Annotated in this window: 20 protein-coding genes; 3 read left to right on the top strand and 17 right to left on the bottom strand. The window is 53.1% G+C overall.

Translation table 11 applies throughout. The annotated features are described in order from the left end of the window. Window positions 1-59: 59 nt before the first annotated feature. From SC206_RS04415 to lpxP, 5 genes are all read right to left on the bottom strand, one after another. Window positions 60-821: an amino acid ABC transporter ATP-binding protein gene (locus SC206_RS04415; protein ID WP_332734563.1), complete on the bottom strand. Its 762-nt coding sequence runs from the start codon at window positions 819-821 to the stop codon at window positions 60-62. A gap of 8 nt (window positions 822-829) precedes the next feature. After that, window positions 830-1,939 (bottom strand): amino acid ABC transporter permease, encoded by a 1,110-nt coding sequence (locus SC206_RS04420; RefSeq protein ID WP_332734565.1) that lies wholly within the window; start codon window positions 1,937-1,939, stop codon window positions 830-832. A 9-nt stretch (window positions 1,940-1,948) separates the two neighbouring features. Then, window positions 1,949-3,127 carry an amino acid ABC transporter permease gene (locus SC206_RS04425; protein ID WP_332734567.1) on the bottom strand — a complete coding sequence of 393 codons (1,179 nt, stop codon included), beginning with the start codon at window positions 3,125-3,127 and terminating at the stop codon, window positions 1,949-1,951. A 110-nt stretch (window positions 3,128-3,237) separates the two neighbouring features. Further along, entirely contained in the window at window positions 3,238-4,263 is a 1,026-nt protein-coding gene (locus SC206_RS04430) for an amino acid ABC transporter substrate-binding protein (protein ID WP_332734569.1), read from the bottom strand. Between the two features lie 504 nt (window positions 4,264-4,767). Continuing rightward, window positions 4,768-5,694 (bottom strand): kdo(2)-lipid IV(A) palmitoleoyltransferase, encoded by a 927-nt coding sequence (gene lpxP / locus SC206_RS04435; RefSeq protein WP_332734571.1) that lies wholly within the window; start codon window positions 5,692-5,694, stop codon window positions 4,768-4,770. Window positions 5,695-6,214: 520 nt separating this feature from the next. Here lpxP and SC206_RS04440 point away from each other — a divergent pair. Continuing rightward, window positions 6,215-6,433 carry a hypothetical protein gene (locus tag SC206_RS04440; protein ID WP_332734573.1) on the top strand — a complete coding sequence of 73 codons (219 nt, stop codon included), beginning with the start codon at window positions 6,215-6,217 and terminating at the stop codon, window positions 6,431-6,433. A gap of 90 nt (window positions 6,434-6,523) precedes the next feature. Here the strand turns inward: SC206_RS04440 and SC206_RS04445 are convergent, their stop codons facing one another. From SC206_RS04445 to msrP, 12 genes are all read right to left on the bottom strand, one after another. Next, a complete protein-coding gene (locus SC206_RS04445) occupies window positions 6,524-7,009 on the bottom strand; it encodes a DUF3368 domain-containing protein (RefSeq protein WP_332734575.1) in 486 nt (161 codons plus the stop codon). Next, the gene (locus SC206_RS04450; RefSeq protein ID WP_332734577.1) at window positions 6,993-8,057 is read right to left on the bottom strand and encodes a helix-turn-helix domain-containing protein; all 1,065 of its coding nucleotides are present in this window, start codon (window positions 8,055-8,057) and stop codon (window positions 6,993-6,995) included. The genes SC206_RS04445 and SC206_RS04450 overlap by 17 nt, the downstream gene beginning before the upstream one ends. A gap of 183 nt (window positions 8,058-8,240) precedes the next feature. Further along, the gene (gene fis, locus SC206_RS04455; RefSeq protein WP_004097144.1) at window positions 8,241-8,537 is read right to left on the bottom strand and encodes a DNA-binding transcriptional regulator Fis; all 297 of its coding nucleotides are present in this window, start codon (window positions 8,535-8,537) and stop codon (window positions 8,241-8,243) included. Between the two features lie 21 nt (window positions 8,538-8,558). After that, window positions 8,559-9,524, bottom strand: a complete 966-nt coding sequence (gene dusB / locus SC206_RS04460) for a tRNA dihydrouridine synthase DusB (RefSeq protein ID WP_332734580.1) — start codon at window positions 9,522-9,524, stop codon at window positions 8,559-8,561. A 409-nt stretch (window positions 9,525-9,933) separates the two neighbouring features. Next, on the bottom strand, window positions 9,934-10,830 hold the full coding sequence (gene prmA, locus SC206_RS04465) for a 50S ribosomal protein L11 methyltransferase (protein WP_332734582.1): 897 nt from the start codon (window positions 10,828-10,830) through the stop codon (window positions 9,934-9,936). A 37-nt stretch (window positions 10,831-10,867) separates the two neighbouring features. Next, on the bottom strand, window positions 10,868-12,313 hold the full coding sequence (gene panF / locus SC206_RS04470; RefSeq protein ID WP_332734584.1) for a sodium/pantothenate symporter: 1,446 nt from the start codon (window positions 12,311-12,313) through the stop codon (window positions 10,868-10,870). After that, complete coding sequence (locus tag SC206_RS04475) at window positions 12,303-12,545, bottom strand: YhdT family protein (protein ID WP_332734586.1); 243 nt, start codon at window positions 12,543-12,545, stop codon at window positions 12,303-12,305. The genes panF and SC206_RS04475 overlap by 11 nt, the downstream gene beginning before the upstream one ends. Before the next feature lie 69 nt (window positions 12,546-12,614). Continuing rightward, entirely contained in the window at window positions 12,615-13,958 is a 1,344-nt protein-coding gene (accC, locus tag SC206_RS04480) for an acetyl-CoA carboxylase biotin carboxylase subunit (RefSeq protein ID WP_332734589.1), read from the bottom strand. An 11-nt stretch (window positions 13,959-13,969) separates the two neighbouring features. Then, a complete protein-coding gene (accB, locus tag SC206_RS04485) occupies window positions 13,970-14,428 on the bottom strand; it encodes an acetyl-CoA carboxylase biotin carboxyl carrier protein (protein ID WP_332734591.1) in 459 nt (152 codons plus the stop codon). 30 nt (window positions 14,429-14,458) lie between these two features. Further along, on the bottom strand, window positions 14,459-14,911 hold the full coding sequence (aroQ, locus tag SC206_RS04490) for a type II 3-dehydroquinate dehydratase (protein ID WP_332734593.1): 453 nt from the start codon (window positions 14,909-14,911) through the stop codon (window positions 14,459-14,461). A gap of 250 nt (window positions 14,912-15,161) precedes the next feature. Then, a complete protein-coding gene (msrQ, locus tag SC206_RS04495) occupies window positions 15,162-15,770 on the bottom strand; it encodes a protein-methionine-sulfoxide reductase heme-binding subunit MsrQ (RefSeq protein ID WP_332734595.1) in 609 nt (202 codons plus the stop codon). 66 nt (window positions 15,771-15,836) lie between these two features. Further along, the gene (msrP, locus tag SC206_RS04500) at window positions 15,837-16,838 is read right to left on the bottom strand and encodes a protein-methionine-sulfoxide reductase catalytic subunit MsrP (protein WP_332734597.1); all 1,002 of its coding nucleotides are present in this window, start codon (window positions 16,836-16,838) and stop codon (window positions 15,837-15,839) included. A gap of 125 nt (window positions 16,839-16,963) precedes the next feature. On the opposite strand from msrP, the gene csrD reads away from it, so the two are divergent. Beyond that, window positions 16,964-18,901 (top strand): RNase E specificity factor CsrD, encoded by a 1,938-nt coding sequence (gene csrD / locus SC206_RS04505; RefSeq protein WP_332734599.1) that lies wholly within the window; start codon window positions 16,964-16,966, stop codon window positions 18,899-18,901. A gap of 349 nt (window positions 18,902-19,250) precedes the next feature. Further along, window positions 19,251-20,294: a rod shape-determining protein MreB gene (mreB, locus tag SC206_RS04510; protein ID WP_332734601.1), complete on the top strand. Its 1,044-nt coding sequence runs from the start codon at window positions 19,251-19,253 to the stop codon at window positions 20,292-20,294. Window positions 20,295-20,379 lie beyond the last annotated feature (85 nt).

A 20,379-nucleotide genomic window follows, 5' to 3' on the forward strand; every position in this document is an offset into this window, starting at 1 on the left:
GAAAAAGCCCGCTGCGAACACCTCAGTTCGCGAGCGGGCTTTTTTTTGCCTTGATGAAATTAGTGAATAATCTGCGCCAGGAATTCGCGGGTACGCGCGGATTTAGGATTGGCAAAGAACTCTTCCGGCGGCGCCTGTTCAACGATTTCGCCGCGATCCATAAAGATAACTCTGTCGGCCACGGTGCGGGCAAAGCCCATCTCGTGCGTCACGCACAGCATGGTCATGCCTTCATCGGCCAGACCAATCATGGTATCCAGCACTTCTTTGACCATCTCCGGGTCCAGCGCCGAGGTCGGCTCATCGAACAGCATGATTTTCGGTTTCATGCACAGGGAACGGGCGATCGCCACGCGCTGCTGCTGACCGCCGGAAAGCTGCCCCGGAAACTTGTGCGCGTGCTCGGCAATGCGCACGCGTTGCAGATATTTCATCGCCAGCTCTTCGGCCTCTTTCTTCGGCATCTTGCGCACCCAGCAAGGCGCGAGCGTGCAGTTCTGCAACACGGTCAGATGCGGGAAAAGATTAAAGTGCTGGAACACCATGCCGACTTCGGTACGAATGCGCTCAATGTTGCGCAGGTCGTCGTTAAGCTCGGTGCCATCGACCACAATGCGGCCCTGCTGGTGCTCTTCGAGATGGTTGATGCAGCGAATGGTCGTCGATTTACCGGAACCGGAAGGCCCGCACAATACAATACGTTCGCCGGACGTAACGTTCAGGTTGATGCCTTTCAACACGTGGAACTGTCCGTACCATTTGTTGACGTCTTCCAGCGTGATCATCATTTTTTTAGCTTCAATGACGTTATGGTCTGTCATGTTATACCTCAGTGTGCAGAGTGCCCGGTGTGAAAGCGTTTTTCCAAATGCTGGCTATAACGCGACATGCTAAAACAGAAAATCCAGTAAACGGCGGCGGCGAAGACATAGCCTTCGGTCGACATGCCGAGCCATTCGGGTGCGACCGTCGCCTGCTGTACGCTGCTGAAAAAGTCCATCAGGCCGATGATGATGACCAGACTGGTGTCTTTAAACAGCGCGATAATGGTGTTGACCAATCCGGGGATCACCATCTTCAGCGCCTGCGGCAGAATGACTAACATCTGCGTGCGCCAATAGCCCAGCGCCAGCGACTGCGCGGCCTCGGTTTGTCCTTTCGGCAGGGCCTGTAATCCGCCACGCACCACTTCGGCCACGTAAGCTGACTGGAACAGCACCACGCCGACCAGCGCGCGGACCAGCTTGTCGATGCTGGTGCCTTCGCTCATAAACAGCGGCAGCATTACCGAGGACATAAACAGCACGGTAATCAGCGGCACGCCGCGCCAGAACTCGATGAAAATCACTGACAGCACGCGCACAATCGGCAGCTGCGAACGCCGCGCCAGCGCCAGCAAAATGCCCAGCGGCAGCGCACCGGCGATACCGACGGCGGCAATGACCAGCGTCAGCGTCAGGCCGCCCCATTGATAGGTTTCGACGCGCACCAGCCCGAAATAGCCGCCGTAAAGCATGAACCAGGTAAACACCGGAAATGCGACGGCCCAGCAGGCGATGTACAGACCACGGCGCGGCATCGCCGACAGGAACATCGGCACCAGCGACAGCAGCCCGACGATCAGCGTGGTATTAATGCGCCAGCGCTGGTCGATAGGGTAGAGCCCATACATAAACTGGCCGAAACGCGCGTGGATAAACACCCAGCACGCGCCTTCTTTCGTACAGTCGGCACGCGTGGTTCCGACCCAGTTGGCCTGAAAAATTACCCAGTTCAGCAGCGGCGGAACCAGCTCCCACAGCAGCCAGACGAAAAACAGGGTCAGCAGGCTGTTAAACCAGCTGGAGAACAGATTTTTACGCGCCCACAGCACGGCGCGACTGATTGGCGTACCGGCCTTGGCGCCCCTGACGGATTGCGGAAGAGTGGTCATCGTCATTCGTTTCCCTTAGCGCTCGACCAACGCGATGCGTCGGTTGTAAATATTCATCAGGAACGAGATCACCAAACTGATAATCAGGTAAACCGACATGGTGATGGCGATGGTTTCGATGGCCTGTCCGGTCTGGTTCAGCACCGTACCCGCAAACAGCGACACCATATCCGGATAGCCGATCGCCGCCGCGAGGGACGAATTTTTGACGATGTTGAGATACTGGCTGGTCAGCGGCGGAATAATCACCCGCATCGCCTGCGGCAAGATAACCTGACGCAGCGTGACCGGATTCGGCAGGCCCAGCGAACGCGCGGCTTCATGCTGGCCATGCGACACCGACTGAATGCCCGAACGAATCACTTCCGCGATAAAAGTCGAGGTGTAGACCGACAATGCCAGCGTCAGCGCGCCGAGTTCCGGAATCAGCACCATGCCGCCGCCAAAGTTGAAGCCGCGCAGTTTTGGAATATCCCAGTGCAGCGCCGGTCCGAAAATCAGCTGGGCGATCGCCGGAAACAGCACCAGCATCAGCAGGCACCACGGCCAGATACGCCACACCAGCCCGGTATGAATCTGGCGGAAATGGTTGTAGCGTTTCAGGAACAGAATACCGCCGACGGCCAGCAGCAGGCCAATCACGGCCGGCCAGAAGCCCGCCGCCATCTCTGGCGAAGGCAGATACAATCCGCGATTGCTGGCAAATACCGTATCAAAGGCGTTCAGACTTTGACGCGGGCCGGGCAGGTTGCGCAGCACGGCAAAATACCAGAAGAAGATTTGCAGCAGCGGCGGAATATTACGAAAGGTTTCGACGTAAACGGTACAGAGTTTGCGAATCAGCCAGTTGTCGGAAAGGCGTCCCAACCCCACGACAAAGCCGAGAAAAGAGGCAAAAACGATACACAGCGCTGAAACCAGCAAGGTATTGAGCAGGCCAATCAGGAAGACGCGCGCGTAGGTGTCGCCTTCTTCGTAACTGATAAGGTGTTGGACGATGCCAAATCCGGCACCGCGATTAAGAAAATCAAAGCCCGAGGTGATCCCTCGCGTCGTTAAATTGGTAATGGTGTTGTGGAGCAGGTAGCCCAAAAAAGCGAACAGCAGCACGACCGCTAAAATTTGGTACAACCAGGCACGAACCGCAGGATTCCGCAGTGAAAATGCGACTTTTTGGGTTGGGCGTTGCGACATAGGACAGCCTCAGTATGCGGTAATTCGGGTGTTACAGGTCTTGTTGGAAGCAGCACGCCGCGTTTAAACGGCGTGCTGCTGTCCGGCAGTCAATAACAAGCTGGCTGGAATTAACGAACTGGCGGTGCGTACTGAATGCCGCCCTGATTCCACAGCGCATTCTGACCACGTTTGATTTTCAGCGGGCTGCCTTCACCGACGTTACGATCAAAGCTCTCACCATAGTTACCGACCTGCTTAACGATTTTCACCACGAAATCGTTCGGCAGTTTCAGGTCTTCGCCATATTTACCGGTTTTACCCAGCAGGTTTGCCATGTCTGGCGTGGTCGGATTAGCGGCCATCGCATCGACGTTCTTGGAGGTCACGCCCATCTCTTCGGCATTCAGCATGGCGAACAGTGACCAGCGCACGATTTCCAGCCAGTCTTCGTCACCACGACGTACCACAGGGCCCAGCGGCTCTTTGGAGATAACTTCCGGCAATACGATGTAGTCGTCAGGCTTGCTCAGAGACTGGCGCAGGGCGTAGAGCTGGGACTGGTCGGAAGAGAGGGTGTCGCAACGGCCCGATTCCAGCGCTTTGGCGCTGTCGCTCGAACGGTCGAAAGTCACCGGCGTGAAGGACATTTTGTTGGCCTTGAAGTAGTCGGCCACGTTCAGCTCGGTATCTGTACCGGCCTGCAGACAAACGGTTGCGCCGTCGAGCTCTTTGGCGCTTTTCAGGTCAGCTTTCTTGTGGGTCAGGAAGCCGATACCGTCGTAATAGTTTACGCCCGCGAAGATCATGCCCATGCCGCCATCGCGAGACGAGGTCCAGGTAGTGTTACGAGAGAGGATGTCGACTTCGCCGGACTGCAACGCAGTAAAGCGCTCTTTCGCTGTCAGCTGAGTGTATTTCACTTTGGTCGCGTCGCCGAACACGGCGGCGGCCACTGCACGACACACGTCAACGTCGAGACCGGTGGTGTTGCCTTTGTCATCTTTGGAGGAGAAGCCCGGCAATCCGTCGCTGATACCACATTTGATAAAGCCGTTTTTCTTGATGGTATCGAGGGTGGTGCCTGCGTGAGCCTGACCGGCCAAGGTGACAAAACTTGCAGCGGCAATCAGCGTTGAGAGCATTATTTTTTTCATAAATCGTCCTGTGAGGCGAGAGCGAAAATTATTATTTTGTGAGTGCCGGAGCACCCTGTCTGTTTATGGGGCAAAGCCCTCAGCTCTGAATCGTGCGAGCAAAACGGCTAAAGCAAAGGGAGTGCCAACATTGAAAAGTCTTAGTAATCAAGTACCGGCAGGGTATTGACCAGTAACATTGATACTAATAAGGAGATTTATTGACCTAATTTGGGGCGTTGTAAATGGCTTTGCTGCAAAATGGTGCGCAATGTTCCAATATTTCGCGATCTGGTAAGCATTTAGCGTGAAAATGATAACATCCGGTAATATTTTGAAGAGAAATGTAGTGATGATGTGTAGAAAGGCTGTTTTGTTGAAGGATCGCGAGACATTTCGAGAAATTTCTACACGTTGTGCAAAGAAAGGGCGACATTACGGAGAGAAAGAATAGGGAGGGGATAGAAACAAAAAACCCGGCAGCGAGGCCGGGTTTAGGTAAGCGGTGAGCTTTAAATGACTACATTATAGATAAAGCGAAGGCGCGCCTTCAGGGCGAGTCTTGAAGCGACGGTGCAACCAAAGATACTGCTCGGGCGCACGCATAATCTCTTTCTCGACCACGCGATTCATATAGGCGGCGGCGGCTAACTCATCGTCAATCGGATAATTTTTCAGTTCGGGCTGAATCACCAGCTCGTAGCCTGCGCCTTTGTCTTTACGCACCAGCACCACGGAAACCAGCGCCGGTTTAGCCAGACGCGCCAGCATAAAGGTGCCGCTGGTGGTCGCAGCCTGATCGACGGCAAACAGCGGGGCAAAAACGCTGCCGCGCGGGCCGTAATCCTGATCGGGCGCGAACCACACGGCTTCGCCACGTTTCAGGGCGTGAACCATGCCGCGCAGGTCTTTGCGGTCGAGCATCGCCTTGTTGGAGCGCATACGGCCCCAAGTCTGCACGAATTCCATCACTTTATTATTGTGCGGACGATACATCGCCATCATTGGCTGACACAGGCCCATCGCGCGGCCGCCCAGTTCCAGCGACATAAAGTGTACGCCGATAATCAGCACGCCCTGATTGTTCTGCTGCGCCATTTTCAAGTTGTTAAGGCCGCTGACGTCAAACCAGCGTTTAACGCGGGCATCTGACCAGAACCACGCCATTCCCGTTTCCAAAAGGCCCATGCCGAGCGATTCGAAATTACTGACTATCTTGTGCTCGAGCAGGTCGCTGTCCATATCGGGGAAGCAGAGCTGTAGATTACGGCGAGTAATGGAAACGCGGCGTTTGAGAAAACGCATTGAGGTGCGGCCAAGCCACACACCGAGGCGATACAGCACCGGATAAGGCAGCTGCACCAGCAAAAACAGCACGCCCAAGCCAAACCAGGTAAACCAGTAGCGTGGGTGCAAAAATGATTTTTTAAAACGTTGAGTTGGAGCAGTCATGTCATTTCAATCATCAATATGAGTGAATTTGCGTAACGCGCAGGTGAAAGCTTGATCGCGATACATGCTTGGTTTGCCAATATTCGGACTACCGATTTAGGTATAAGTTGTGCGAAAGCGCTATTTTCCGACAATGTTTACGAATATCTACAATAAAAGGCGGGGATCGCGGGGCTAAAAGGCTTTCCGTAGGCGATTGGCGGAGCGAATTCGACTCTTGTTAATGATTATATCACGATCGCCAACCCTTACAGAGAGAGGATTCATCCTAATAGTGCAAAGTTTACGCACCTATTATGTCCATTTGTAAAACGCTAACAGCAGGGAGAGTTAACTAATTCGCCTTTTTATGCGCTTAAATGTAAAAAAGTTGTCTGATGGGTAAGCATCGCGGATCGTAAGTGTAAATTTATCGTAAGTTAGATTTTTTTAGGATATTTCATGCTGTTAGTTCTCCATGCTATGGCTGATATTCAATAACAAGAGCCGCATAGCCGCGCATTTATAAAAGGACAACACCATGAAAAAGACTACATTAGCCGTAATTTTTGCCGTACTGGCCAGCAACGCTGCTTTAGCAACTGCACACGCCGAAGGCCCGATGGATCACCATAAGCCGCAAGAGCGCGTCGTGATTGTGAAGAAGCCGGTTCACCACGTGGTTCATCACCCTAAACCGCGTCATCACGCACCAAAGCGTGAAGTTATCATCAAGCACGAGCCTGTTCGTCACGGTTAATCGCTAACAAAGATTAACCTGCAAAATCAAAGGCAAGTCGGCAACGGCTTGCTTTTTTGCCTCAAAAGTTTTGATATTAATAATTTGTTTTTAAAGCTTCAGCGCGTACAGCCTTTTTCGGGCAATGTCCCAAGGTAGTCTTCTTCCTGCATTTTCCATTACGTTATACGCTATCTCAGCTTTAGCGCCCGTAATAACGCGGTTGATTATTAACTCTTCGACGATCCAGATTGTTCCTTTTACTGCTATGCCTTCCAACGTTGCCAATTCACGTAATGCTTTATCCCCTGTTAATAAAGAACACTTCTCTTGCTTGGCTAAAGCCAGTGCAAAACAATCATTGCGGCTGGGGCCAATCACTTTGTGCGCTAACGTCTGCGCATAGGCCATAGTGTGCGGAGAAAGCTCGCCTAATACGAACCCCTTTGTTAGCAAATCAGCGTGATATTCCTCTAGCTCTTCATAAAACAAGATATCCGGAATTTTAAAGAGATGAGGTAATGAGGGCAGTAAATGCAGGAGTCCGCCTTCCTCTAAATCGATAATGACGTTTGCATCACTAATAAGAATCAGCATTTGAGGATTCTAATTTGCGTGACCGATGAAAGTTGATGACTGACATCCCAAGCAGCTCGGCAGCTTTCGACTCGGAAAGGATTCCCTCGCCTAAACCACGATAAACAAGCTGCTTAAAAGTGGTGGTTTTTTCGATAGGATAAGGTTCCCCAGGCTCCATGTTTCGCCATTGATGGGCCGAAAAAAGCAGGAACATCTCTTTACGCTTGGCAGGAGAGATAATCCCCAAATCAGTCGCACGATAGACGCAGGCCATCATGCTTAATCCATAATCCATTTTTAACAGGTACAGTTCTTTGGGTTCTAGATGCTTGCGAGAATTCCCCAAAATTCTGCGCACGGAATTCTGTGGGAAAAGAAACGCACCAGCGAAGCGATTACAGGCTTTTTCTTCCTCTAAAGAGGCAGACAGTTTACCTTCCAATAACAGATGACCGAGCTCATGGGCCAAGGTAAAACGCTGTCGATCGCCCGGCCATTTTGAAGAAATAACGATGATAGGCGTGGTACCAATAGAGGCCTGTAAACCGTCGAATTTACTTGTGGTATCGACGTCAGTGACAATAACCAATATGCCTTTGCTTTCTAGCACATCGATAATGCTCACTATAGGCTGGCTTCCAAGCTCCCACTGACTGCGAACCTGATCGGCGACCTCTTCCAACTGCTGATAATCGTCGATAACATCAAACGATAAAGTGGGAGTAATGCATTTTTGCACCGGAAAATTTGGCCAAAGATCGGTAAGTTCCATCCAGCGCTCAGCCTGCTCAAGCACATCGGCTTTGATGCGACGCAGTAGTTTAGGTGAAGCAGTACTGTGCTTTCGATATTCAATTTTATCGAGTTCGTATTTGGCAGGCCGAAAAAAATATTCGCTTCGGACATTCAGTGCACGAGAGATTTTTATCAGCACGCCGGAACTGGGCATACTTTGGTTATGTTCGTACTTTTTAATCATGTTGGCGCTTACGCCTGCTTGAAACGCCAGCTCTTTCATCGTTAGGCCAACCGCCGAACGCGCACGTTTTAAACGTTCACCAAACATATTGATCCCATGAGGCTTATGAATATTGGTTTATAAAAACTTAATTTTAATAGAATCTGTAAACCAAATTATGCGCTTGGGGAAAGGGATTGGCAAAGCATTAACGCCTGTTTTTCAGCCAAAGAAAAAGGCGCCCTATCTTGCGATAGAGGCGCCTTTTTTCAATACATCAACTGATTAGTATCAGTTCATGCCGTATTTTTTCAATTTCTTACGCAGAGTACCGCGGTTGATACCCATCATCAGGGCTGCACGAGTCTGGTTGCCACGGGTGTACTGCATCACCATGTCCAGCAGTGGCTGTTCAACTTCTGCCAATACCAGCTCATACAGGTCATTGACGTCTTGACCGTTCAGTTGAGCAAAATAGCCCTTAAGTGCTTGTTTTACCGAGTCACGCAGGGGTTTTTGGGTTACCTGATCCTGAGAATTAACGGTAGAAACGGTCAGTACATCAGAATTCACGCGTTGTTCGAACATAGTTCTGTCAGCTCTTTTTTGTTACGCAAGATTTTCGAAATATGCTTCCAACGCCTCCAGCTGTTCGCTGGCATCCTCTATGGCGTTGAAGGAGCGCCGAAACTGGTCATTCGGGGCATGTTCCTGTAAATACCAGGAGACGTGCTTACGGGCGATACGGAATCCCTTGCCTTGACCATAAAAGTCGTGCAGTTCCCGTACGTGCCCTATCATCAAGCGCTGTACTTCCCCAAGTGGTGGCGGCGGTAACAGCTCCCCTGTGTCCAGATAATGCTGGATTTCCCGGAAGATCCAGGGTCTCCCCTGAGCGGCACGGCCTATCATCAGAGCATCAGCTCCAGTGTAGTCGAGCACCGCCCTGGCTTTATGCGGGTCAGTTATGTCGCCATTCGCGATAATCGGAATGCCGACACTCTGCTTAACTGTCCGAATACTGTTGTACTCTGCTTCTCCATTGAAGAGGCAGGCACGGGTTCGGCCATGAATCGTCAGGGCCTGAATACCACAGTCTTCAGCCAATTGGGCAATTTGTACACAATTCCGGTTTTCCGGATCCCAACCAGTACGAATTTTCAACGTGACTGGCACATCTACTGCATTAACCACAGACTTTAGAATCTGTTCAACCAGATCCGGGTACTGAAGCAACGCAGAGCCTGCCAGTTTGCGGTTCACTTTCTTGGCTGGGCAACCCATATTGATGTCAATGATCTGAGCCCCTGCCTCCACGTTAATACGGGCGGCGGCGGCCATATCGTCAGGGTCACAACCGGCAATCTGCACGGCGCGTATTCCTGATTCATCACTATGTACCATGCGCAAACGCGACTTATCCGTACGCCACACCTCTGGATTAGAGGAGAGCATTTCGGATACTGCCATTCCAGCCCCCATTGAATGACATAAGGCACGAAACGGTCGGTCTGTAATACCGGCCATTGGGGCGGCAATCAGGCAATTTGTTAGCTGGTGGTGTCCAATGCGCATACTAGGAAAGACCATACTTGAAGTCCGCAAGGGCGCGTATATTACGCATTTTTTACGGGATATGAAAGGCCAAACTTTAACCAATTGCTCAATAAAAAGCAGCTTTACGTCAGCTTAACGTCGCTAAATGATAAATTACTTATAACTAACAAAGGGTTAACCGTTAACGCTCAAATTGTGCGCTTGAATAATTTAGTGACTTAACGCTGATTAAGCGCGATATAACAGCGTAATCTAAGGTGAAAATTGCTGTTTTAAGGAGCAATAACCGCGTTTTTTCCGTGACGGAACTCGCACTTTTACCAAAAACTGACCCTTTGGCGGCATGACTTCAAGGCAAAAAGTCGGGGAAAAAGGCGATGAAAGCGTGGGGCTAACAAAAAAGGGGAACACTGTTCCCCTTGTTACGTTAGAAAGGCAGCTTAGGCTTTTTGACGCCTGTGATGCGACACCATTCTTCTTTCTCGGCGACTGGGTCGAGCGTGAAGGTGTCGGCATAGGCTTCGACCACGCTGGCAGACTGGCTCGCCAGAATGCCAGACAGGCCGAGAGAGCCGCCTGCAACCGGCAGCACGCTGATGAGCGGTGCCAGCTCGCGCAACGGGCCTGCAAGGATGTTGGCGACCACCACGTCGGCAGAGAGGTTGTCGGGCTGGTCTTTTGGCAGATAGAGCGACAGACGCTCTGACACGCCGTTACGCTCGGCGTTGTCGCGGCTGGCAAGAATCGCCTGCGGGTCGATGTCGATGCCGATAGCTTTTGCCGCGCCCAGCTTCAGCGCGGCGATGGCCAGAATGCCGGAGCCGCAGCCGAAATCGATTACGGTTTTGCCGTCGAGATCCAGTCCGTCGAGCCATTGCAGGCACATCGCCGTCGTCGGGTGCGTGCCCGTACCAAAGGCCAGGCCCGGGTCGAGCATCACGTTGACCGCCGTCGGGTCCGGCACGTCGCGCCAGCTCGGGCAAATCCACAAACGCTCGCCGAAACGCATCGGGTGGAAGTTATCCATCCATTCGCGTTCCCAGTCTTTGTCTTCGAGCTGCTCAATCTTATGGGCAAAACCTTTGCCCAGCAGCGGCTCGTTTTCCAGAATCGCGACCACTTCCTGCATGTCGGTTTCGGCGTCATAAAGGCCGATAGCGTCCGTGTCGCCCCACAGCAGCGTTTCGCCCGGCTGTGGCTCGAATACCGGATTGTCGTGGGTATCGAGGAAGGTCACGGAGACCGCGCCGCTTTCGATTAGCGCGTCGCTCAGGGTTTCTGCATCCTGCGCGTTGGTATTGATTTTCAGTTGGATCCAGGGCATCGCCATTCTCTTCTAACAATTTGTTTTGGCTGACGTTTCAAGACGAAGTCAGCGCGTTGGCACGGCGGTACTCTCCAAACCTGTTGCCGAGATAAAAGGCCAGCAGGGAGAGCAGCAGTGACGGAACAATAGGGTGTAAACCGGCAATGTGCAGGTCGATTGTGGCTAACAGGGTATAACAAACCGCGCCGACGATCATTGACGACAATGCACCCGCCGCGTTGGCCCGCTCCCAATAAAGACCCAGCACCAGCGGCCACAGGAACACGGCTTCAAGGCCGCCAAAGGCCAGCAGGTTAAGCCAGATAAGCATCTCCGGCGGTCGCCACGCGGCCAGAACCACCAGCAGGCCGAGCACCAGCGTCGCTAAACTCGAAAAGCGTTTCAGCAGGCGCTCGTTGGTGAGCTGGGCCGGTCGCACACCCAAATAAAGGTCTTTAACGATCGTAGCCGAAGACTGCAACAGCTGGGCGTTAATCGTCGACATAATCGCGGCCATCGGCGCAGCAAGGAAGATTCCGGCGGCCCACGGCGGCAGTACGGTGATCATCAGCGTCGGGATAACCTGATCCGGCACCTTGAGATCCGGCAGAATAGCCCGACCCAGCGCGCCCGAAAGATGCATGCCGAACATCAGGATTGCCACCACCAGCGTGCCGAGCACGATGCCGCGATGCACGGCCTTGCTGTCGCGATAGGAGATGCAGCGCACGGCGGTGTGCGGCAGGCCAATCACGCCGAAGCAGACCAAAATCCAGAACGAGGCCATAAACGGTAGCGACAGCACGTTATCCGCGCCCTGCACCGACACCAGTTTCGGGTCGATGTGCTGGAGTTTATCCACCGCGCTGTGCAAGCCGCCGGCGGTATGAATCACCGCGACCAGCAGCAAAACGGTGCCCAGCAGCATAACCAGACCCTGCATCGCGTCGTTGAGCACGCTGGCACGAAAACCGCCAAACGAGGTGTAGAGCGCGATACTGACGCCAAAAATCAGCAGCCCCGTATCGTACGGAATGCCGGCGGCGGTTTCGAGCAGCCGCGCGCCGCCGATAAATTGCACGGTCATCGCGCCGAGGAAGGCGACCAGCAGGCTCAGGCTCGCCAGCCAGACCAGCAGGCGGCTTTTGTAGCGCGCATACAGCATGTCGTTGAGCGTCACCGCATTGTAACGGCGCGCTAAAATGGCGAACTTTTTGCCCAGCACGCCGAGCGACAACCAGACGGCGGGCAGCTGGATCATCGCCAGCAACACCCAGCCAAGGCCGTATTTATAGGCCGCGCCCGGTCCGCCGATAAACGAGCTGGCGCTGATGTAGGTGGCGGTCAGCGTCATGGCCAGCACGAAGCCGCCCATCGAGCGATTGCCGAGGAAATATTCGGTCAGGAAGCTGCCTTGCTGACGACGGGTGTAGGCGAAAACCGACAGGCCAAACACCAGCAGCAAATAGGCGAGCAGGGGGAGCAGAACTTCAGTCTGCATGAGTATCCTCCAGCGGAATATCACGATAAATCACCCGTACCATCACCCAGCTCAGCAGCACAAAAATCAGCGGAACCAGCAGGCACGACATTTCAAACCAGTGGGGAAGGCCGGTAATGCCTTGAGCATCATTCGGCAGGTAGGCGGCGAGTGACCAGGCAACAAGGTAGGCGACAGTCAGGCCAAAAGCCCAGCGCGCCTCGCGGTTAGCCTGTAGAAAGCGTTTATCCACTTTTAACCTCAAAACGAAAAAAGGCCGGAATATCCGGCCTTTATTAAGCTCATTTTATGCGTGGACGAACTAGTCCTGCAAGCCGAGCTTCTTCTCCAGATAGTGGATGTTGGTGCCACCGTTCTGGAAGTTTTCGTCGTTCATGATGCGCAGCTGCAAATCAACGTTGGTTTTGATGCCATCGATGATCAGTTCAGCCAGGGCGTTTTTCATGCGCGAAATAGCCACGTCACGGTTTTCGCCGTAAGTGATCAGTTTGCCTATCATGGAATCGTAGTACGGAGGCACAGTGTAGCCCGCGTAAATGTGCGATTCCCAACGCACGCCAAAACCACCAGGCGCGTGGAAGCGCGTGATTTTGCCCGGGCTTGGCAGGAAGGTATTCGGGTCTTCGGCGTTGATACGACACTCAACCGCGTGGCCTTGAATACGCACTTCATCCTGCTTGATAGACAAAGGCTGGCCTGCGGCGATGCGCAGCTGCTCTTTGATCAAATCAACGCCGGTGATCATCTCGGTAACCGGATGCTCAACCTGAATACGGGTGTTCATTTCGATGAAATAGAACTCGCCGTTTTCATACAGGAACTCGAAAGTACCTGCGCCACGGTAGCCGATGTCAACACAGGCTTTTGAACAACGCTCGCCGATGTAGCGACGCATTTCGGCAGTGATGCCTGGTGCTGGCGCTTCTTCGACAACTTTCTGGTGGCGGCGCTGCATGGAGCAGTCACGTTCGGCCAGATAGATAGCGTTACCCTGACCGTCGGCCAATACCTGAATCTCGATATGGCGTGGGTTTTCCAGGTATTTTTCCATGTAAACCATGTCGTTGTTGAAAGCCGCTTTGGCTTCCGCACGGGTCATGTTGATGGACTGTTCAAGGTCTTTTTCTGCACGAACAACGCGCATACCACGACCGCCGCCGCCGCCAGACGCTTTGATGATAACCGGATAACCGATGCGCTTACCGAAAGCGCGGTTCTTATCCATGTCATCGGTCAAAGGACCGTCGGAGCCCGGTACGCAAGGTACGCCCGCTTTTTTCATCGCGTTGATAGCAGAAACTTTGTCGCCCATCAGGCGAATCGTTTCGGCGCGCGGACCGATGAAAATAAAGCCGGAACGCTCAACCTGCTCGGCAAAGTCGGCGTTTTCGGACAGGAAGCCGTATCCCGGGTGGATCGCCACGGCGCCGGTGATTTCGGCAGCAGAGATGATCGCAGGGATATTCAGGTAGCTTTTAACTGAAGGCGCAGGGCCGATACAGACGGTTTCGTCTGCCAGCAGCACGTGTTTCAGGTCGCGGTCGGCAGTAGAGTGCACGGCAACGGTTTTGATGCCTAATTCTTTACAGGCACGCAAAATGCGCAGGGCAATCTCGCCGCGGTTAGCGATTACAATTTTATCCATGGTGCGCCTCGTTATTCGATGACGACCAGCGGCTCGTCGAACTCAACCGGTTGGCCGCTTTCAATCAGAATGGCTTTCACCACGCCAGATTTGTCAGCTTCGATCTGGTTCATCATTTTCATTGCTTCAACGATGCACAGGGTGTCGCCTGCGTTAACCTTTTGACCGATCTCGATGAATGCTTTGGCATCCGGGCTTGGAGTGCGGTAGAAGGTGCCAACCATTGGTGAGCGAACGATGTGTCCACTGATGGCAGCAGGTGCAGCGGCTTCAACTGGCGCAGGCGCAACGGCGGCAGCCAGTGGCTGCTGTGGAGCTGGCATGGCGTAAGCCTGTTGCATCATCGGGAAAGCTTGTTGCGGTGCTGCGCGGCTGATGCGTACTGATTCTTCACCTTCAGAAATTTCCAGCTCGGAAATGCCTGACTCTTCAACCAGTTCGATCAGTTTTTTGATTTTACGAATATCCATGAGTTGATTCCGTACTCTTATGCGAAGTAATTAATTGGATTTTGACAAGCGGTTAACCGCTGCCTGTAAAGCAAAATGGTAGCCATCTGCGCCAAGGCCACAGATAACGCCCACCGCGATATCGGAAAGATATGAATGGTGTCTGAAGGCTTCGCGGGCATGAACGTTGGACAGGTGGATCTCGATAAACGGGATCTGGACGGCCAACAGTGCATCGCGAAGCGCCACGCTGGTATGGGTAAAGGCTGCGGGATTGATCAGAATGAAATCGGTGTTTCCCCGTGCCTGATGGATCCTGTCAATCAGGAGGTGCTCTGCGTTCGATTGCAGATGGCTTAACGCAACGTCTGCTGCGGCGGCCTGCTGTTCCAAACCTTTAACAATATCGTCTAGCGTGGTACTTCCGTAGGTTTCTGGCTCACGCGTGCCCAGCAAATTCAGGTTGGGACCGTTGAGAAGCAAAATGTCAAACTTATGCGCCATTGTGAGCCTATCTCCTGCGATTAGTACGAGGTCGAAGAAAATACATTGATGACGCCAATTTGTCACCCTTTTCGTGCCAAATCAACCCAGACTTTTCTTAGGATGGGCTGCATTATAACCATATCGTGGCAATTCGCCGCCAAATACTGGCCTTATCAGCGAAGATAATCAACCCCCAGTTTGAAACTGGGGGTTACGAGCGAAAGGCAATTTTAGGAAAATGGCGCGTACGGCGGGGCGAAAAAAGGGATCAGCGAAACCACTGTCGGAACTTCTTGTAGCGAAGTGCCAGCAAGATCGCTGCAATTAGCGCATAAATGAACGGTTGAGGCGAATAGGTCTTTACCGACCACAAATAGTGAATCGGCGCGAGGATCGCGACAAGATAGATAGCATTATGAATTAGCTGCCATTTTCGACCCAGTTTTCGCTGCGCCCACATTGGCGAGGTTGAGGCCAGCACCAGCAGGATTATCCAACTGATGATCCCGAGCGTTAAGTAAGGGCGTGAAATCAGCTCGCTGCCCAGCAGGCTGATGTTGTTGATACCCAACTCGAGGAACGAGTAACTCAGCAAGTGCAGCGTCGCCCAGGCAAAACACCACAAACCAATCAGACGGCGCACGCGGATCAGCAGCGGCTGCTTGCCGTAGCGAATAACCGGCGTGACCAGCAGCGTGGCCAGCAGCAGTTTCAGCGTCATTCTGCCGGTAAAATGCTGAATATCTTTCGCCGGATCGGCGCTAAACCATCCTTGGTTAATAGAAAGAATAATCCACAGGAACGGCAGAAAGGCCGCCAGATGGATAACCACTTTGAGCCATTTAATCTGTTTCAGCGATAAACGCGGTATCTTCATCTGTTCTCCCGCAGTGAATTTTTCTTCTTTATAGAATTAACGTTTTTTATAAGTTGAACGCATGAATTAATAGTTGGTGCGTAAATCCAGACCGCGATAGAGATGGCCGACCTCTTTCTCATAGCCGTTATAGAGCAGCGTCGGCTGGCGTTTGACGTCGAGAATACCGCCGGAACCGATAAAACGCTCCGTCGCCTGCGACCAGCGCGGGTGATTGACGTGCGGATTCACGTTGGCATAAAAACCGTATTCGTCGGAGGCAATCTGATTCCAGGTCGTCGGCGGCTGATCTTTGACCAGCTTGATGTGGACGATAGATTTAATGCCCTTAAAGCCATACTTCCACGGCACGGTCAGGCGGATTGGCGCGCCGTTTTGTGGCGGCATACTTTTGCCATATACGCCGACTGAAAGCAGCGTCAGCGGATTCATCGCCTCGTCGAGACGCAGCCCTTCGACGTACGGATAATTTAATCCGCCGCCGATAAAGCGGTCTTTCTGGCCGGGCATATGTTCCGGATCGTAAAGCGTGGTGAAGGCCACGAAACGCGCGTCGCTGTTCGGCTCAACCAGTTTTAGCAGCGCGGAGAGCGGGAAACCAATCCACGGCACCACCATTGACCAGGCTTCGACGCAGCGCATGCGATAGATTCGCTGCTCCAGCGGGAAACGCTTGAGAATGTCGTCCATGTCCAGCGTCATCGGCTTTCCGACTTCGCCGTCGATAGTGATTTTCCAGGGCGAGGTCGGAAGCTGGCCTGCGTTGGCGGCAGGATCGGCTTTATCTAACCCGAACTCGTAAAAATTGTTGTAACCCGAGACTTTATCTTCAGGCGTCAATGTTAAATCGTTTTGGTACATTGCCGGTTTGGTAAAATCGAGCGGCTTGCCTGCGGGCGCTTTTGGACGATCGTTACCTTTAAACCATGACAACACATCGGCCTGCGACGTGGCAGGGATCGCCAGCGACGCGGCGCCGAGGCCCAGCGCCTGCAGCACTTTTCTACGGTCGTAGAAGATACTTTCCGGCGTGACATCTGCTTCGGTCAACACTCTTTTCTTACTCATGACAAGGCTCCGGGAATGGCTCAATCGCTGATACATAAGAAATCTGAATTAATTAAACAGCGTGTTGCTATGCTAAAAAGCATATACGCTACATACAATTCGAATAAACTGAGTAAGGCACAGGGATGCGATTTACTACCAGATTATACGCGATGATTTCAATGCTGGTCGCGCTCACCATCTTTTTGATGCTGGTGGGCGTAACGTTTAGCTTTGTTTTTCTGAATAAACAGAACGCCGAACAGCATTTACGCGCGCTGTCGACCTCCGTCGATCAAAGCCTGCTGACGAGCCCGCCGTCGTCCCTGAAGAATTGGATGCCGCTGGTGATGAACCAGCTGGATATCAGCCGCGTGCAGGTGATTACTCACCACGGCCCTCTTTATAGTCACGATAATCAGCAAAATACCGGCAGTGCGTGGGATAGCCACTTCCCCGACTTTATCACCCAAAATCTCCCTCTGCTACACCATCCTGATCTCAGCCTGAGCGTGGTGTATCTCGATCCTGTCAGTAATTATGCCCGCTCGCTGCGCACCACGGTGTACATCAGTCTCGCTATTGTGCTTATCCTGCTCGCCTCGCTGGTGAGTTTTCGCTGGCTGCGGCTGCAAACGCTGGGCTTCGAGCGGCTAGAAGAGCGGGCGCTGCGCATTCTGCGCGGTGAGCGCGACAATCTCCCGCTCGGCGATGTCAATGAGTGGCCACACAACGCCAGCGCGGCCATCGACAAGCTGCTGATCGACTTGGGTGAGGCGCGCGAACAGCGCAGCCGCGTCGATACTTTAATCCGCGCCTTCGCCCAGCAAGATGCCAAAACCGGCCTCAGCAATCGGCTGTTTTTTGATAATCAGCTGACCACCGAGCTGGAAGAAGAGGGCGCGTACGGCATTCTGATGCTGATTCGCCTGCCTGATTTCGACACCCTGCGTGATACTCACGGCCAGACGCCGGTGAAAGAGTTGATGTCTTCCATCGTCAATCTGCTGTCGACGTTTGTGATGCGCTATCCGTCGGCGTTGCTGGCGCGCTATTACCACAGCGATTTCGCCGTGTTGCTGCCGCACAGCACCTTGAAAGAGGCCGAAGTCATGGCGGCGCAGCTGGTCAACGCCGTCGGCGTGCTGCCTACTTCTTCTATTATTGATCGCGATGCCCTGCTCTATATCGGCATGAGCTCCTATCGTTTCGGCCAGACGGTAGAAGAAGTAATGGATTTTGCCGAGCAGGCGACGCGTCACGCGGCGTTTCAGGGCAGCAACAGCTGGTCGGTTTATGACAGCAGCGTGCCTGAAAAAGGCCGGGGCAGCGTGCGTTGGCGTACATTGCTCGAAGATACGCTGGCGCGCGGCGGGCCGCGACTCTATCAAAAACCGGCGATGAACACCGACGGCGCGCTGGACCATCGTGAAGTGCAGCGCCGCATCTTTGACGGCACCCGCGAGCTGCTGGCAGCCGAGTTTATTCCGCTGGTGACGCAGTTTGGCATGTCTCAAAGCTTTGATAGGCGAATGATTAGTCAGATTATTCCGTTACTGGCCCGCTGGCCGGACGAGACGCTGGCTTTCCACCTTACCGTTGATTCATTATTGCAGCGCTCGTTTGTTCGCTGGTTAAGAGATGTGCTACTTCAGTGCGAAAAAACGCAGAGAAATCGAATTCTTATTGAACTTGCAGAGGCGGATCTCTGTCAACATACCGACCGCCTTCGCCCCGCGCTGAGATTGTTGCAGGGTCTGGGTTGCAGGCTGGCCGTTTCACAGGCCGGACTGACGGTGGTCAGCACCTCTTATTTGAAATCGTTCCAGATTGAGCGGGTAAAACTTCACCCCGGATTGGTGCGCGACATCGATAAGCGGGTTGAAAATCAGCTGTTTGTGCAAAGTCTGGTGAGCGCGTGCAAAGGGACCAACGCCAAGGTTTACGCCTCGGGTGTACGCAGTCTGGATGAGTGGCTGGCCCTGCTGGAGAGCGGAATTCACGGCGGTCAGGGCGATTTTTTTGCCACGCCGCAAGTGGTTGACCCAGTCAGTAAAAAATATTCACACAACCACGGGGTTTAAACTGATCCGAACGGGGGAATTTAACGTAGAATGGCGCAGCCCTGCCATTTGCACCTTAGGGGTCACCCTGTTTCAGCGCCTTTTCACCTCCGCTTGCGCTGTGTAATTTCAGGTAAAGTGTAAGAATTTATGTGCGATGTCCGTGACTTAGCGTGTGCCTGCGTGAGATAACCTGAGCTTGTAGTTCAGATTTCCATCGCAGCGTATTAAATCACCCGTCTAAGTGACAGACGTCGCTGACAATTTTCACGTAAGCAGAACGTTTTTGCGCCTTGTCGCTGCTTCGCGTGGTTGGTAAAGTAGGCGGATTTTATTTTTCGCCCCCAGCTTGCAGGATTATCCTTTCGTTATGTTTAAGAAATTTCGCGGCATGTTTTCCAACGACTTGTCCATCGACCTGGGTACTGCCAATACCCTTATTTATGTAAAAGGACAAGGCATCGTGCTGAATGAGCCATCAGTTGTGGCTATTCGTCAGGATCGTGCTGGTTCACCTAAAAGCGTTGCGGCCGTCGGCCATGATGCTAAACAGATGCTTGGTCGTACTCCAGGCAACATTGCAGCGATTCGTCCAATGAAAGACGGCGTTATTGCCGACTTCTTCGTGACCGAAAAAATGCTGCAGCACTTCATTAAACAGGTTCACAGCAACAGCTTTATGCGCCCAAGCCCGCGCGTATTGGTGTGTGTGCCCGTCGGCGCGACTCAGGTCGAACGCCGCGCTATCCGCGAATCTGCACAGGGTGCGGGCGCGCGTGAAGTTTTCCTGATTGAAGAACCGATGGCCGCAGCAATCGGCGCAGGCCTGCCTGTTTCCGAAGCAACCGGCTCAATGGTTGTCGATATCGGTGGTGGTACGACCGAAGTGGCCGTTATCTCCCTGAACGGCGTGGTTTACTCCTCTTCCGTGCGTATCGGCGGTGACCGCTTCGACGAAGCCATCATTAATTATGTGCGTCGTAACTACGGCTCACTGATTGGTGAAGCGACCGCAGAGCGTATCAAACACGGAATCGGTTCCGCTTACCCGGGCGATGAAGTGCACGAAATCGAAGTGCGCGGCCGTAATCTGGCTGAAGGTGTTCCACGTGGTTTCACCTTGAATTCCAACGAAATTCTGGAAGCGCTGCAAGAGCCGCTGACGGGCATCGTGAGCGCCGTGATGGTGGCTCTGGAACAGTGTCCACCAGAGCTTGCGTCCGATATCTCCGAGCGCGGCATGGTGCTGACCGGCGGTGGCGCATTGCTGCGTAACCTCGATCGCCTGCTGATGGAAGAGACCGGTATTCCGGTTGTGGTCGCAGAAGATCCACTAACCTGCGTCGCACGCGGCGGGGGTAAAGCGCTGGAAATGATCGACATGCACGGCGGCGACCTCTTCAGCGAAGACTAATCTTTATTTAGCTCATCGCTGTTTCAAAGGTTCGTAAAACCTGTATGCCCGCGTCTGTAAAGTTGCAGCGGTTCGCCCGATGCGG

The sequence above is a fragment of the Rouxiella sp. T17 genome, from assembly GCF_036663475.1.
Classification (GTDB): Bacteria; Pseudomonadota; Gammaproteobacteria; order Enterobacterales; family Enterobacteriaceae; genus Rouxiella.